This window comes from Paraburkholderia antibiotica, from assembly GCF_012927125.1.
Classification (GTDB): domain Bacteria; phylum Pseudomonadota; class Gammaproteobacteria; order Burkholderiales; family Burkholderiaceae; genus Paraburkholderia; species Paraburkholderia antibiotica.
This window is the reverse complement of sequence record NZ_JABBFZ010000031.1, coordinates 1-14,935: the sequence shown is the minus strand read 5'-3', so window position 1 is coordinate 14,935 and position 14,935 is coordinate 1. Positions and strand designations below refer to the sequence as shown.

Annotated in this window: 11 protein-coding genes; 2 read left to right on the top strand and 9 right to left on the bottom strand. The window is 63.3% G+C overall.

Translation table 11 applies throughout. The annotated features are described in order from the left end of the window. Positions 1–9 precede the first annotated feature (9 nt). The 7 genes from HHL14_RS30540 to coq7 all read right to left on the bottom strand — a co-directional run bounded on the left by HHL14_RS30540 (position 10) and on the right by coq7 (position 7,679). Positions 10–1,422, bottom strand: a complete 1,413-nt coding sequence (locus HHL14_RS30540) for a UDP-N-acetylmuramoyl-tripeptide--D-alanyl-D-alanine ligase (protein ID WP_169501335.1) — start codon at positions 1,420–1,422, stop codon at positions 10–12. Then, complete coding sequence (locus HHL14_RS30535) at positions 1,419–2,987, bottom strand: UDP-N-acetylmuramoyl-L-alanyl-D-glutamate--2,6-diaminopimelate ligase (RefSeq protein WP_169501334.1); 1,569 nt, start codon at positions 2,985–2,987, stop codon at positions 1,419–1,421. Before HHL14_RS30535 ends, HHL14_RS30540 begins: the two co-directional genes overlap by 4 nt. After that, the gene (locus tag HHL14_RS30530) at positions 2,984–4,849 is read right to left on the bottom strand and encodes a peptidoglycan D,D-transpeptidase FtsI family protein (RefSeq protein WP_169501333.1); all 1,866 of its coding nucleotides are present in this window, start codon (positions 4,847–4,849) and stop codon (positions 2,984–2,986) included. Before HHL14_RS30530 ends, HHL14_RS30535 begins: the two co-directional genes overlap by 4 nt. Further along, positions 4,846–5,193 (bottom strand): cell division protein FtsL, encoded by a 348-nt coding sequence (gene ftsL / locus HHL14_RS30525; RefSeq protein ID WP_169501332.1) that lies wholly within the window; start codon positions 5,191–5,193, stop codon positions 4,846–4,848. Before ftsL ends, HHL14_RS30530 begins: the two co-directional genes overlap by 4 nt. Further along, on the bottom strand, positions 5,190–6,143 hold the full coding sequence (gene rsmH / locus HHL14_RS30520; RefSeq protein WP_169501331.1) for a 16S rRNA (cytosine(1402)-N(4))-methyltransferase RsmH: 954 nt from the start codon (positions 6,141–6,143) through the stop codon (positions 5,190–5,192). The genes ftsL and rsmH overlap by 4 nt, the downstream gene beginning before the upstream one ends. Before the next feature lie 15 nt (positions 6,144–6,158). Further along, positions 6,159–6,587, bottom strand: a complete 429-nt coding sequence (mraZ, locus tag HHL14_RS30515; RefSeq protein ID WP_013090620.1) for a division/cell wall cluster transcriptional repressor MraZ — start codon at positions 6,585–6,587, stop codon at positions 6,159–6,161. A gap of 453 nt (positions 6,588–7,040) precedes the next feature. After that, positions 7,041–7,679 (bottom strand): 2-polyprenyl-3-methyl-6-methoxy-1,4-benzoquinone monooxygenase, encoded by a 639-nt coding sequence (gene coq7 / locus HHL14_RS30510; protein ID WP_169501330.1) that lies wholly within the window; start codon positions 7,677–7,679, stop codon positions 7,041–7,043. Positions 7,680–7,984: 305 nt separating this feature from the next. Between coq7 and HHL14_RS30505 the strand changes: the two genes are divergently transcribed. Beyond that, positions 7,985–9,154, top strand: coding sequence for a porin (locus HHL14_RS30505; RefSeq protein WP_169501329.1), 1,170 nt, complete (start codon positions 7,985–7,987; stop codon positions 9,152–9,154). A gap of 172 nt (positions 9,155–9,326) precedes the next feature. Here the strand turns inward: HHL14_RS30505 and HHL14_RS30500 are convergent, their stop codons facing one another. Further along, on the bottom strand, positions 9,327–11,000 hold the full coding sequence (locus HHL14_RS30500; protein WP_169501328.1) for a long-chain fatty acid--CoA ligase: 1,674 nt from the start codon (positions 10,998–11,000) through the stop codon (positions 9,327–9,329). Positions 11,001–11,135: 135 nt separating this feature from the next. Then, positions 11,136–13,232 carry a molybdopterin-containing oxidoreductase family protein gene (locus tag HHL14_RS30495; RefSeq protein WP_169501327.1) on the bottom strand — a complete coding sequence of 699 codons (2,097 nt, stop codon included), beginning with the start codon at positions 13,230–13,232 and terminating at the stop codon, positions 11,136–11,138. 194 nt (positions 13,233–13,426) lie between these two features. Between HHL14_RS30495 and HHL14_RS30490 the strand changes: the two genes are divergently transcribed. After that, on the top strand, positions 13,427–14,623 hold the full coding sequence (locus tag HHL14_RS30490; RefSeq protein ID WP_169501326.1) for a M20 aminoacylase family protein: 1,197 nt from the start codon (positions 13,427–13,429) through the stop codon (positions 14,621–14,623). The last annotated feature ends 312 nt before the right edge of the window (positions 14,624–14,935 follow it).

Sequence of the window (14,935 nt, the reverse complement as noted above, 5' to 3'; positions counted from 1 at the left end):
CTTCTTATTTCAATGTGCCGCGGGCGTCGTGCCCGCGGCGTTGGGTTGTGGACTCGTAACGGCGTCCACCACGCGCTCCATCTGCATGAAGCGCGAGCCTTTCACGAGAAACGTTGCGGCCGGACCGAAGCCGGCCTGTTCCAGTTGCGCGACCAGCGCGCCGACATCGGCGACGTGCTGCGCGCCCGCGCCGTACGCGGTACAGGCGTCGCGCGACGCGTCGCCCATCGCATACAGCGCATCGATCCCGCGCTCTTTCGCGTACGCACCGATTTCGCGGTGAAACGCCGGACCGTTGTCGCCGACCTCGCCCATGTCGCCCATCACGAGCACACGCGGCGACGCACGCGATGCGAGCACGTCGATCGCCGCGCGCATCGAATCGGGATTGGCGTTGTAGGTGTCGTCGATCACGGTCGCGCCGGCGAGCGCGCCGAGCGCCGCCTGCTTGACCTGCAGACGGCCCTTCACCGCGCCGAACGATTCGAGCCCGCGCTGGATCGCGTCGAGCGACACGCCCGCGGCGAGCGCGGCCGCGGTTGCGGCGAGCGCGTTGTGCGCGTTGTGATCGCCGAGCACCTGCAGCGTGACGTCGAGGTGGCCTTGCGGCGTGTCGATGCTCAGGCGCTTGCCGTCGAACCGGCCCGTCACTGCGGCTTCGGTCGTGCGCTCGGCGTTGTTCAGCGCGAAATCGAGGATGCGGTTGCCGGTCGCGGCGACGCGCCAGATGCTCGCGTACGCGTCGTCGGCGGGGAACACGGCCGTGCCGTCCGGCGCCAGCGCGTGAATCACGCTCGCGTGTTCGAGCGCGACCGCTTCGACGGTCGCCATGAATTCCTGGTGCTCGCGCTGCGCGTTGTTGACGACGGCAACCGTCGGCTCGGCGAGCTTCGCGAGTAGTTCGGTTTCACCCGGATGATTCATGCCGAGTTCGACCACCGCGAGCCGATGCGCGGCGTGCAGACGAAACAGCGTAAGCGGCAGACCGATGTCGTTGTTGAAGTTGCCGGCCGTGGCGAGCCGCGCGTCGGCGCCGACCGCGGCCGCGAAGATCGACGCGATCATTTCCTTGACCGTGGTCTTGCCGTTGCTGCCCGTCACCGCGACGAGCGGCAGGCTGAACTGACGACGCCAGCCACGCGCGAGCGCGCCGAGCGCGGCGCGCGTATCGGCGACGCGGATCGTCGGCACGTTCCAGTTTTCCGGCGTGCGCGCGGCCAGCACGGCCGCGACGTTGCGCGTCGCGACTTGCGGCAGGAAGTCGTGCGCGTCGAAGCGATCGCCCTTGATCGCGATAAACAGGTCGCCGGGGCCGGCGCTGCGGCTGTCGGTCGACACGCGCTCGAAACGCACGCTGTCGTCACCGAGCACGGTGGCGCCGGGAATCTGCGCGGCAGCCGCGCGCAACGAGAACATGCTCATTCGCCACCTCCGCGTGCGTGCGTGGCCCGCGCGGCGAGCGCGAGGCGGGCGTGATCCTGATCGGAGAAAGCGCGTTTCTTGCCCATGATTTCCTGTGTGGCTTCGTGCCCCTTGCCGGCCAGCACGATCACGTCTTCGCGTGCCGCGCCGCGGATCGCCTGCAGGATCGCGCTCGCGCGGTCCTCGATGCGGCGTGCCTTCGACGCGTCCGCCATGCCGGCGGTAATTTGCCCGATGATCGCGAGCGGATCTTCGCCGCGCGGGTTGTCGCTCGTCACGACGACACTGTCCGCCAGGCGCTCGGCAATCGCGCCCATCAGCGGACGCTTGGTCGCATCGCGGTCGCCGCCGCAGCCGAACATGCAGACGAGTTCGCCGCCGCGCGCGGTGGCGATCGGGCGCAGTGCTTCGAGCGTTTTTTCGAGTGCGTCGGGCGTGTGCGCGTAATCGATCACGACGAGCGGTTCGTCGTTCTGCAGACGGCCGCCCAAGCGCTGCATGCGGCCGTTCACCGGCTCGAGCTTCGCGAGTTCGGCGAGCGCGACGTTGAACGGCACATCGGCGGCGAGCAGCACGCCGAGCACCGCGAGCAGATTGCTGACGTTGAAGAGGCCGAGCGTTTGTACTTCGACTTCGGTCTTGCCCCAATCCGACGTGTCGAGATGGAACGCGGTGCCGGTGGCCATCGCGCGCACGTTCGACGCGACGAGCCAGGCGTCGGCTTGCGGCGCGTCGTTGGCGTTGGCTCCGGCGTTGCCTTGTCCGGCTTCGACGCCGTACGCGATCGTGCGCGCATGACCGCGCGTGCTCGCGAGCAGACGCCGGCCGGCGACATCGTCGCGATTGATCACGGCCGCGCGCAGCTCAGGCCACGCGAACAGACGCGCCTTCGCGGCTTCGTACGCGTCGAACGTGCCGTGATAGTCGAGATGGTCCTGCGTCAGATTCGTGAACACGGCGATGTCGAACGACGTGCCGTTCACGCGCCCCTGATGCAGCGCATGCGACGACACTTCCATCGCCACCGCTCTCGCGCCCGCTTCACGCAATTGCGCGAGGCTGCGTTGCAGTTGCGGCGCGTCGGGCGTCGTGAAACCGGTGTGCGCCAGCTGGCCCGGAAAACCGCTGCCGAGCGTGCCGACAATCGCGCAGCGCGTGCCGACCGCGCAGAGCGCCGACGCGATCCACTGGCTGCACGAGGTCTTGCCGTTGGTGCCGGTAATGCCGACCGCGAGCATCGCGTCGCTCGGATCGCGATACCACGCGCTCGCGATCGTGCCGGCGAGTTCGTTCAGCGCCGGCACCGCGTGCGCGACCGAAGCGTCGAGCGTGCCGCCGAAGCCTTCCGGTTGCACCAGCACGGCGAGCGCGCCGCGCTCGAGCGCGTTGGCGATGTGCGGGCGGTTGTCCGCGCCGTCGACCGCGTACGCGAAGAACGCGTCACCGGCCGCGATCGTGCGCGTGTCGGCGTGCAGATGCGCGCCTGGCTGCACGTGCGCGTGCAGCCAGGCGAGGGCGTCGGCGATTTGCCGGTGCGCTGGATGTTGCTCGCGCAGCGCGCTCATCGCTCGACTCCCGGATGATTCTTCGTATTGGCGGAAATGGTCATCTTCTTCACGCCGGCACTGGTCGGCAGCTTCTTCGCCTGCGCTTGCGTGGCCGGCGCGCCGGGCGCGGGCGGCGCCGAATCGTCAGACACCACCATCTGCTTGACCGGCATGTCGGGCGGCACATTCAGCGCGCGCAGCGTATCGCCGACGATGCCCGAGAACACCGGGCCCGACACCTGGCCGCCGAAGTGGCTGCCGGCCGTCGGTTCGTCGACCGATACCGCGACGACGATGCGCGGATTCGGCATCGGCGCCATGCCGACGAACGACGCGCGGTATTTGGAGTGGTCGTAGCCGTGCGGACCGTGCTTGTACGCGGTACCGCTCTTGCCGCCGACGCGATAGCCGGGCACCGCCGCGTCCGGCGACGTGCCTTGCGCCGACACCACGGTTTCGAGCATCGCGCGCACTTCGCGCGCGGTCGTCGGCGAGAAGATCTGCGGACCGGTGGCCGGCTGATCGCCCGGCTGATGGAAGATCGTCACCGGCATGATTTCGCCGTCGTGTGCGATCGCGGTGTACGCGCGGCCGAGCTGGAACAGCGACACCGACAGGCCATAGCCGTACGACATCGTCGCCTGCTCGATGCGGCGCCAGCTTTTCCACGGACGCAGACGGCCCGCCGCCGCGCCGGGGAAACCGACCTTCGGCGCCTGGCCGAGACCGATGCTGGTATACATATTCCACATCTCTTCGGGCCGCAGCTGCATCGCGATCTTGGTCGCGCCGATGTTGCTCGACTTCTGGATCACGCCGCCGACCGTCAGCACGCCGAAGCCGCTGTCGTCGGTAATCGGCGCACCGTCGAGAACGAAGTGCCCGTTGCCCGTATCCACCAGTGTAGTCGGCGTTACGCGGTGCAGATCGAGCGCGAGCGACACCGTGAACGGCTTCATGATCGAGCCCGGCTCGAACGTGTCGGTCAGGATGCGGTTGCGCAGCTGGTCGCCGGTCAGATGCGAGCGGTCGTTCGGGTTGTAGGTCGGATAATTGACGAGCGCGAGCACTTCGCCGGTGCGCACGTCGATCACCATCGCCGCGCCGGCCTTCGCCTTGAATTTCTCGACCGACGCTTTCAGGTTCGTGTAGGCGATGTACTGGATCTTGCTGTCGATCGACAGATCGACGTCCTGGCCGTTGTGCGGCACGACCTGCTCGTCCACGTCCTCGATGATGTGGCCCATCCGGTCCTTGATCACACGACGGCTGCCGGACATGCCCGCGAGCAGCTTCTGGTCGCCGAGCTCGACGCCCTCCTGGCCCTCGTCCTCGACGTTCGTGAAGCCGATCAGGTGAGCGGTGATCTCGCCTTCCGGATAGAAGCGCTTGTATTCGTCGCGCGCGTAGATGCCGGGGATGTCGAGCGCGGCGACTTTTTCCGCGACGTCGACCGGCACCTGGCGCTTCACGTAGACGAAGGTCTTGTCTTCCGACAGCTTGGTGCGCAACTCCTTCTGGCTCATGCCGAGCAGCTTGCCGAGCGCGGCGAGCTTGTCCGCGCCGAGGTCGTCGGGCACCGATTCGGGAATCGCCCAGATGGCGCGCACCGGCAGACTCGTGGCGAGCACGAGGCCGTTGCGGTCGAGAATCTTGCCGCGCGTGGCCGGCAGTTCGATGCGGCGCTGGTAGCGGATTTCGCCCTGCTTCAGATAGAACGCGTTGCCCGGGCCCTGAATCCAGAACGCGCGCGCGGCGAGCGCGACGAACGCCATGAACAGCATGAACACGACGAGCTTCGAGCGCCACATCGGCAGACGCACCGACAGGATCGGGTTAGCCGAAAACGCGACGCTCTTGTGCCCCGACGATTTTTTCATCGCGCGCCTCCGCGACGGGTCGCCGGCGCCGAGGCCGGAGCGGAAGTCGGAATGGGCGCGTCCTCGGCTTTCGCGGCGCCCGGGTCGAGCGTCAGGTATTGGGTGCGGCCTGTCGTGACCGATTGCATCTTCAGCGACGCGGTGGCGATCTGTTCGATGCGCGAGGTTTTGGACAGCGCGCTCTGCTGATATTGAAGCTGCGAATAGTCCTGCTGCAGCTGGCGCTCCTGCGACTGGGCGCGCTGCAACTGGATAAAGATCTGACGCTGCTGATTGGTCGCGTTGACCACCGACAAAGCACAGCCCATCACGATGATCAGCAGGAAGATATTGAGACGGTTCATGGCGCGATCCGCTCCGCCACACGCATCACGGCAGAGCGGGCGCGCGGGTTGTCGGCGACTTCGGCGTCGCTCGCGAATACACGGCCGATGATCTTGAGCGGAGGGCTCGGCAGGTCGACTGCGCGGATCGGCAGGCGGCGATCGACCGCCGGCGCGCTTGCGTGCGCCTGCAGGAATCGCTTGACGATCCGGTCCTCGAGCGAATGAAAGCTGATGACCACCAGCCGCCCCCCTTGCTCCAACAACGACAATGCTGCTTCTAGAACGACTTGCAGCTCCGCAAGCTCTTGATTGACGTGAATCCGTATAGCCTGAAAGGTGCGGGTTGCCGGGTCCTTGCCCTTCTCACGGGTTTTGACGACGTTAGCCACGATTTGGGCAAGCTCGCCCGTGCTGACGAGAGGCCCAAGACGGTCGGACTCTGCCCGGCGAGCAACAAGCGCCTTTGCAATCTGAAAAGCAAACCGTTCTTCCCCATAATCTCGTATCACCTCCGTCAATTCCTGCACCGTGGCCCGCGCGAGCCAGTCAGCCGCCGACTCGCCGCGCGTCGGGTCCATCCGCATGTCGAGCGGGCCGTCGGCGCGGAAACTGAAACCCCGCTCCGGATCGTCGATTTGCGGCGACGATATGCCCAGGTCCAGCAAAACGCCCGACACCCGCCCTACCCCGCGCTCCGCCATCGCGGCGCGCAGTGAAGCAAAACTCTCGTGCACGATGGCAAAGCGCGGATCGGCGATCTTCTGCGCCGTCGCGATCGCGAGCGGATCCTTGTCGAACGAGATCAGCCGCCCCGCTTCGCCCAGCCGCTCCAGCACGAGGCGGCTATGGCCGCCACGGCCGAAGGTGCCGTCCACATACGTGCCGTCGGCGCGCGTGATCAGCGCATCGACCGCTTCGTTCAACAGCACCGTGCGATGCTGCAATTCATTTCCCATCGCAGATGCCATAAAGTTAAGCCGCGATCAGAACGTGAAGTCTTTCAACGCGTCGGGCATGCCCTCGGCGATCGCCGCCTGTTCCTTCGCGGCGTAAATCTGTGCGTCCCATAATTCGAAGTGACGACCCATGCCGAGCAAGGTCACTTCTTTCTCCAGCGAGCCCGCCGCACGCAACTCCGGCGACACGAGCACACGGCCTGCGCCGTCCATATCCACATCCATTGCGTTGCCGAGAAAAATGCGTTTCCACCAGGCTGCGTTCATGGGCAGCTTGTCGACCTTGTCACGGAAGATTTCCCATTCGGGGCGAGGAAAGAGCAACAGGCAGCCGTCCGGGTGCTTGGTGATCGTCACCCGGCCCTCTGCCTGTGTCTGCAGCGCATCCCGATAACGAGAGGGAATCGACATCCGCCCTTTCGCATCGAGCGTCAGCGCCGACGCCCCTTGGAACACTTCGCTCTCCCCTCTTGCGACGCTGTTGCGCCGGCTGTCCGATCCGTGAAAATCTACCCGAAAGTGGTGCTGAGATCACACAAAAATACACTTTCTCACACTGTCTCCCACTTTAGAGGAACGCTAAACAGGGGTCAAGGGAGCGGCCCGCTTTTCGAGTGGATTTTGTTTGATAGAACAAGGACTTAGCGCGACTCGTACACGTCATACACAAAACGGAAAACCGTTATAAATGAACGAGCTAGTGCAAGTTGTGAAGGTGATACGTGAAAAGTGCGAGGGAACAGCGCGGATTGAAAGAGATCGTTAAGACAGTGTGGAGGAGGTAAAGCGGCGTTGCGGGGACGGATGAAGGGCGGCACGCGCGGTGCCGTCTCACTGCCGGAAAAGAGGTTAAATGAGGTTAAACACGCGCCGATTTGCGCGCGGTGCTCGGACGATCCGGACGCGCTGTTATATGTAGTAGGCCGTGCGCGTCATCACTTTCGACATGGCACGCATGAGCGAGCGCGCGGGAAATGGCAACTCGATACCGCCCGCATCCATCGCGGCCTTGCCGTGCTGCACTTCGTCAGCGCGCATCTGTTCGACGATCGCGCGCGATTCGTGATCGGCGGCAGGCAACTGCTCGAGATGGCTGTCCAGATGCTGTTCGACCTGACGCTCGGTTTCGGCCATGAAGCCGAGACTCACGCGATCCCCCATGCGCCCGGCAGCGAGACCGACCGCAAGCGCGCCGGCGTACCACAGCGGATTGAGCAGACTCGGACGGGAGTCGAGCGCTTCGAGGCGCTTCGCAGTCCAGGCGAGATGGTCTTCTTCCTCGGTCGCGGCGTGATCGAACATAGCGCGCAACGACGGCGAGCGAGTCGCGAATTTTTGCGCCTGATAAAGCGCCTGCGCACACACCTCACCGACGTGATTTACGCGCATCAGTCCAGCCGAGTGCGCGCGCTCCGCCGCTGACAATTCCGGCGCCTCGATCACCGCCGCGGATACCTGCGGAACGGGCAGCGGACGACTCATCCGCGACACGCCAGTCAGTGAGCGTAAACCCCGATCAAACTCGCTAATCAACTCATCCAGCAACATAAAGCACTCCCAGATTCGACAACCGACCGATCGATCCGCAAGCTCCGCGCGACAAGGCTTTGCGGCGCAAAACCGGTTTCCCGGGAACCTCGAATTCGCATGAAATTAGCGGCCGATTTCCGATTTTAGACCATGTTGCGTAAACGAAACAGGCGCGTTCCTGGTCGCTTCCTTTTTCTTTGTGCCATGTATGCCTTTTGTTACATTACGTGGCAACTTCTCGCGAAGTTGGACAAGCAAGGCCCTCAGCACTAATTAAATATTTTGCCTTGTACAAAAGATTCGTAATCCTTGGAGATCATTCGATGAAAAAGTCGCTTCTCGCTCTCGCAGCACTGGGCGCATTCGCAGGCGTCGCACATGCTCAGAGCAGCGTGACCCTGTACGGTATCGTCGACGTTGGTATCAACATGAACACCAACTCGGGCGGCTACCATAAGTACGACATGTCCAGCGGCGTCCTGCAAGGCTCGCGTTTCGGCCTGCGCGGCACGGAAGATCTGGGCGGCGGTCTGAAGGCTCTGTTCGTGTTGGAAAACGGCTTTGACACGACGAACGGCAAGCTCGGTCAAGGCGGTCTGATGTTCGGTCGTCAGGCATACGTCGGCCTGTCGAGCCAGTTCGGTACGGTCACGCTGGGTCGTCAGTACGACTCCGTCGTCGACTACGTCGGTCCGTTCGAAGCGGGCGACCAGTGGGGCGGCTACATCGCTGCTCACCCGGGCGACATCGACAACTTCAACAACGCGTATCGCACCAACAACACGATCAAGTACACGAGCGCGAACTACGGCGGCCTGACGTTCGGCGGCACGTACAGCCTCGGCGGCCAGGCAGGCAACTTCACCGGCAACCAGATCTGGTCGTTGGGTGCTGGCTATAACAACGGCCCGTTGGCTTTGGGCGTTGGTTACTTGAACGCACGTACGCCGGCAGCTTCGGGCGGCCTGTTCAACAACGGCGGCACGATCGCTGCACCGAATGCTGCAGTGACGAGCGCGGTGTACTCGGGCTTCACGTCGGCTAACACGTACCAGGTCATCGGTGCAGGCGGCGCATACACGTTCGGCGCGGCAACGGTCGGCCTGACGTATTCGAACATCCAGTTCGGCAACCTCGGCAAGACGTTCGCGTCGCCGTTCGCTGGCCAGAAGGCAACGTTCAACAACGCCGAACTGAACTTCAAGTACCAGTTGACCCCGGCACTGCTGATCGGCGCAGCGTATGACTACACGCGCGGCACCGAAATCGAAGGCAACTCGCGTGCTCAGTACCACCAGGGCGCAGTGGGCGTGGACTACTTCCTGTCCAAGCGTACCGACGTCTACGTGATCGGCGTGTACCAGCATGCTCTGGGCGACACCGTCAACGCAGCTGGCAACGTTGTCGAAGCAACGGCAAACATCAACGGCCTGACGAGCTCGACGACGAACAACCAGTTCGCCGCTCGCATCGGTATCCGCCACAAGTTCTAATAAGTCGTAAAAACGCAGTTTGTCTCAAAGGCGCCTTCGGGCGCCTTTTTTTATGCGCCGGCGTTTGCGCTGCGTGCGGTTCGGGATCTCCCGGAGTACGCAACAAAAAGCCCGGCGGACTTTACGTCCGCCGGGCTTTTTCTTTGACACGCGATGAGCGCGCGTGCGCTTATTACGCCGTGCCGTCGCGCAACTCGCGGCGCAGAATCTTGCCGACGTTGCTCTTTGGTAGCTCCGTGCGGAATTCGACGTGCTTGGGCCGCTTGTAGCCGGTCAGCTGCGTTTTGCAGTACGCGAAGATCTGTTCGTCCGTCAGCGCCGGATCCTTCTTTACGACGAACAGCTTGACCGCCTCGCCCGAATGCTGATCGGGCACACCGACGGCCGCGACTTCGAATACGCCCGGCAGCTTCGCGACGACATCCTCGATCTCGTTCGGATAGACGTTGAAGCCGGACACCAGAATCATGTCCTTCTTGCGATCGACGATCTTCACGAAGCCGTCCGCGTTCATCATGCCGACGTCGCCCGATTTGAAGAAGCCGTCCGGTGTCATCACCTTCGCGGTTTCGTCCGGACGATTCCAGTAGCCAGCCATCACCTGCGGCCCACGGATGCAGATCTCGCCGGGTTGGCCGAGCGGGACTTCGTTGCCGTCGTCGTCGCGGATCGAGATTTCGGTGGACGGCAGCGGCAGACCGATCGTGCCGCTGTACTCCGTTGCGGTGACCGGATTGCAGGTCGCGCACGGCGACGTTTCCGACAGCCCGTAACCTTCGACGATCGGCGTACGCGTCAACTCGAACCAGCGCTTCGCGACCGCTTCCTGCACGGCCATGCCGCCGCCGTTCGCGGCCAGCAGCTTCGAGAAATTGAGCTTGTGGAAGTCCGGGCTATTCAGAAACGCGTTGTACAGCGTGTTGACGGCCGGGAACGTGTTGATCGCGTAACCTTCGAGTGCCTTGATCGTCCCGGGAATGTCGCGCGGATTCGGAATCAGCACGCCGAGACCACCGGTGCGGATCGTCAGCAGCCCGCATACGGTCAACGCGAACACGTGATACAGCGGCAGCGCGACGACGGTGATGAACTGATCGATATCGGTACGGTTCGCGCGCACCGGATTGAGCCAGACCTCGGACTGCAGCACGTTGGCGATCAGATTCCGGTGCAGCAGCGTTGCGCCCTTGGCCACGCCGGTCGTGCCGCCGGTGTACTGCAGAAACGCGATGTCGTCCGGCCCTTGCTGGACCGGCTTGAACGTCGCGCGCGCGCCCTGTGCGACGGCGTCGTTGAATCTGACGTGGCCCGGCAGACTCCACGCCGGCACCATCTTTTTCACCTTACGCACGACGAAGTTCACGAGCGGGCCCTTGATGCCCATCAGGTCGCCCATCGCCGCGACGATCACATGCTTGACCGCCGTATTACGCACGATGGCCTGCAGGGTGCCCGCGAAATTTTCGAGCAGGATAATCGCTTCGGCGCCGCTGTCCTTCAGTTGATGCTCGAGTTCACGCGGCGTGTAGAGCGGATTCACGTTCACGACCACATAGCCTGCGCGTAGGATCGCGGCAATCGCGACCGGATATTGCAGCACGTTCGGCATCATGATCGCGACGCGCGCGCCGCGGGCGAGGCCCTTCGACTGCAGCCACGCAGCAAGATTGCGCGACTGCGTGTCGAGTTCGCCGTAGCTGATCTCCTTGCCCATGCAGACGAACGCCGGCTTGGCGCGGTGTTCGCGAAAGGCTTCCTCCAGCAACTCGGCCACCGACGCATAGCGCGTCGGGTCGATCTCTGCGGGAACGCCGGGCGGATAAGATTTCAGCCAGATTTTCTCCATGCAGCGTCTCCTGAATTATTTTCGAATGATCGTGCTAAAAACGAATCGTAGCATGGGCATATTGTGGCCAATGGTGAAAGCGACGAGGTTAGACTGCGGCCTCGAACCTCTAGCGGGTAAAGGCCGCACGCAGACTCAATCTGCAGCGTGGTTTCCGGCTCGCTCGACCTCGACGAGGCAGTCATAAAACGTGGCCGAACCGCCGAGGTCCGTGAGCGCCTGGCTCGTCAACTGATTGGCGTTGCGGCCGTCCGGCGCGAGTTTTTTCCACCAGATCGACAAACCGACCACCAGCCCTTCGCGTGCCCGGTCGGTCACACGGGCGCGAGCCTGCATCGAGCCGCGGTCGTTGAAGATACGCACGGGCTCGCCGTCGCGAATGTTGCGTGCGTGCGCGTCGGTCGGATGGATGTCGAGATGCGGCTCGCCCTCCGTCGCGCGCAGACTTTCGATGTTCACGAAGGTACTGTTCAGGAAATTGCGGGCGGGTGGCGAAATCATCGCGAGTGGATAGCGGGCCGCGAGTTCGGGTGCGCCGTCGGCGGATTCATAGGGCGGTAGATAGTCCGGCAGCGGGTCGAGGCCCTGCTGCGCGAGGCGTTCGCTGTAGAACTCGCATTTGCCCGACGGCGTGCGGAAACCGCCGTCGGCGAACGGCGCGTCGGGCAGGTTGAGCCGCGCCCAGCCATTGCGCTTGAGCGTCGGCCAGTCCACGCCTTCGAGCATCTTGTCGTCCCAACGGAATGCGGCCTCGGCGACGGCTTCGTCGCTATCGAATAGCGCCGGCTCGGTGAGGCTCATCTGGCGCGCGAGGCCGCGGAAAATTTCGGTGTTCGGACGCGCATCGCCGATGGGCGCGACCGCCGGCAGATTGGCCATCACATAGGTATGGCCGTAGGACTTGTGCACGTCGAGATGTTCGAGCTGCGTCGTGGCGGGCAGCAGCAGATCGGCATAGTCCGCCGTATCGGTCTGGAAGTGCTCGAGCACGATCGTGAACAGATCCTCGCGCGCGAAGCCCGCCGCGACACGCTCGGAATCCGGCGCGACCGCCACAGGATTCGAGTTGTAGACGACGAGCGCCTCGATTTTCGGGCCGAACGTCGCGTCACCCGGATGCAGCAGCGCGTCGCCGATTGCATTCATATTGACGACGCGGCTGGGCTTCGACGGCCAGCCGGGCATCAGATCGGGACGCTGCAGCGCATGCGAATCGACCGGCGCCCAACCGCCCGATGACAGCAGCATCCCACCCGAGCGCTCGCGCCACGCACCGGTCAGCGATGGCAGACACGCGATAGCGCGTACCGCGTTACCCCCGCCGCGCACGCGTTGCAGACCGTAGTTCAAACGGATCGAAGCTTTCTTCGTATCGCCATAAAGTCGCGCAAGATCGGCGATTACCTGCTCTTCGACTCCACAAATTTCGCTAACGCGTGATAGCGGATAACTGAGCGCGCGGGCCTTCAATTCAGCGAAACCCAACGTGTGGGCCGCGATGTATTCGTGATCGAGCAGGTCTTCGGTGATCAGCACGTTCATCATGCCGAGCGCCAACGCGCCGTCGGTACCGGGCTTCGGCGCAATGTGCTGATGGCATTTCTCCGCGGTCAGCGAGCGATACGGATCGATGGCGATCAGGCGAGCGCCGCGACGCTTCGCTTCCTGAGCGCGCGTCCAGAAATGCAGGTTCGACGCAATCGGATTCGCGCCCCAGATCAGGATCAGTTCGCTTTCCGCGAAAAATTCTGTGTGCATGCCGATGCCCGCGCCGTACGTGTATTTCAGGCCGGCGGCGCCGGCGGCCGCGCAGATCGTGCGATCCAGCTGCGACGCACCGAGCTTGTGGAAGAAACGTTGCGCGATGCTGTCGCCCTGCACTAGCCCCATCGTGCCCGCATAGCTGTACGGCAGGATCGCTTCCGGCGCGCGGCGGGCAATTTCCCCGAGACGGCTTGCGGCAAGCTTGAGCGCCTCGTCCCAACCGATCGGCTCGAAACGGCCTTCCCCCTTGCGACCGATGCGTTTCATCGGCGTGGTGAGCCGGTTCGGATGATTCACGCGCTCGGCGTAGCGGCTGACCTTCGTGCACAGCACGCCTTGCGTGGGAGGATGGTCAGGATCGCCGACGACCTTGATCGCCCGTCCGTTGTCGACGGTTACGCGCATCGCGCAGGTGTCGGGGCAATCGTGCGGGCATACGGCGCGCGCGAATTCGGTCGGGGCGTTCATCGGCAATCTGTCCTCGCGAGCGGTGCGCAGTGAGTGGTCGGGCTAAACAGAATTTTATTACGTCAATCGGCCACTGACCTGGGTGGTGCCGCCAAAAAGGCCTTCGGCGTAGAATGAATTATCCCAAGTGCCCGGGCCGGCGAGGCCCCGAGCGATCCCACGCAAGTCAAGCACAAACCCATCACCACTCCATCATGAAACTGATCCCCGAAATCCAGGCCGCCCGCGGCGAAATCCAGACCCTCCGACGAACCATCCACGCCCATCCGGAACTGCGCTACGAAGAAACGGCAACGGCCGATCTCGTCGCGCGGACGCTTGAGTCCTGGGGCATCGAGACTCATCGCGGGTTGGGCAAAACCGGTGTGGTCGGCGTATTGAAGCGCGGCAATGGCTCGCGCGCGATTGGTCTGCGAGCCGACATGGATGCACTGCCGATTCAGGAGCTCAACAGCTTCGATCACCGCTCGAAAAACGATGGCAAGATGCACGCGTGCGGTCACGATGGGCATACCGCAATGCTGCTCGGCGCCGCGCACTATCTGGCAAAACACGGCGATTTCGACGGCACGATCGTATTCATTTTCCAGCCGGCAGAAGAAGGCGGCGCCGGCGCGAAGGCGATGATCGACGACGGTCTGTTCGCGAAATTCCCTGTGGATGCAGTGTTCGGCATCCACAACTGGCCGGGCATGCCGGCAGGGCACTTTGGCGTTACCGAAGGTCCGATCATGGCCTCGAGCAACGAGTTTCGTATCGAAATCAAAGGCGTCGGCGCGCATGCGGCGCTGCCCCACAATGGCCGCGATCCGGTCTTTACGGCTGTGCAGATCGCCAATGGGCTGCAGAGCATCATCACGCGGAACAAGAAGCCACTCGACACCGCAGTGCTGTCAATTACGCAAATTCACGCTGGCGATGCGGTTAATGTCGTCCCGAACGATGCATGGATCGCCGGCACCGTCCGCACCTTCACCACCGAAACACTCGATCTGATCGAATCGCGCATGCGCAAGATCGCGACGAGCACTGCCGAGGCATACGATTGCTCCGTCGAAGTCCACTTCCATCGGAATTACCCGCCGACCATTAACAGCGGCGAGGAAGCGCGTTTTGCGGCGTCGGTGATGAAAGAGATCGTCGGCGCGGAAAACGTCGACGATGCGGTCGAACCGACAATGGGCGCAGAAGACTTCTCGTTCATGCTGCTGGCGAAGCCGGGTTGCTACGCGTTTTTGGGCAACGGCGAGGGCGGCCACCGCGAAGCAGGCCATGGAGCCGGTCCGTGCATGTTGCACAACGCGAGCTATGACTTCAACGATGAGCTCTTGCCGGTTGGGTCAACGTATTGGGTTCGGCTGGCGCAGAAGTTTCTTGCGCAGGGGAAGTAACGGATGAGGCAGTATGGGGCGGCTGGGTGGACTATCCTGGCGCCCTGATACTGTTTATGAGCGCTTTCGCTTGCGGAGCACAAATGTTGTGTGATCGATAAGCAGTGGCGTGCGGACGCGCTGCGGTAAAGAGAGGTGTGGTGCTAGAGATGATACGTTTCGCAGCGCATGCGCTGGTTGCCAGTTCAGCGTCCGCTTTATGGCGGCCGTAAACGCAAAAACCCCACCTTTTCGGGGTGGGGTTTCTGACTGAGGAGAAGCCTGACGATTACCTACTTTCACACGGGCAATCCGCACTATCATCGGCGTAGA

Excerpts from the sequence above, each read along its gene's own strand:
- HHL14_RS30500 (WP_169501328.1), bottom strand. The coding sequence starts at position 11,000 with ATGGAGAAAATCTGGCTGAAATCTTATCCGCCCGGCGTTCCCGCAGAG.
- HHL14_RS30540 (WP_169501335.1), bottom strand. The coding sequence starts at position 1,422 with ATGAGCATGTTCTCGTTGCGCGCGGCTGCCGCGCAGATTCCCGGCGCC.
- rsmH (WP_169501331.1), bottom strand. The coding sequence starts at position 6,143 with ATGGCATCTGCGATGGGAAATGAATTGCAGCATCGCACGGTGCTGTTG.
- HHL14_RS30490 (WP_169501326.1), top strand. The coding sequence starts at position 13,427 with ATGAAACTGATCCCCGAAATCCAGGCCGCCCGCGGCGAAATCCAGACC.
- ftsL (WP_169501332.1), bottom strand. The coding sequence starts at position 5,193 with ATGAACCGTCTCAATATCTTCCTGCTGATCATCGTGATGGGCTGTGCT.
- coq7 (WP_169501330.1), bottom strand. The coding sequence starts at position 7,679 with ATGTTGCTGGATGAGTTGATTAGCGAGTTTGATCGGGGTTTACGCTCA.
- HHL14_RS30495 (WP_169501327.1), bottom strand. The coding sequence starts at position 13,232 with ATGAACGCCCCGACCGAATTCGCGCGCGCCGTATGCCCGCACGATTGC.
- HHL14_RS30535 (WP_169501334.1), bottom strand. The coding sequence starts at position 2,987 with ATGAGCGCGCTGCGCGAGCAACATCCAGCGCACCGGCAAATCGCCGAC.
- HHL14_RS30505 (WP_169501329.1), top strand. The coding sequence starts at position 7,985 with ATGAAAAAGTCGCTTCTCGCTCTCGCAGCACTGGGCGCATTCGCAGGC.
- HHL14_RS30530 (WP_169501333.1), bottom strand. The coding sequence starts at position 4,849 with ATGAAAAAATCGTCGGGGCACAAGAGCGTCGCGTTTTCGGCTAACCCG.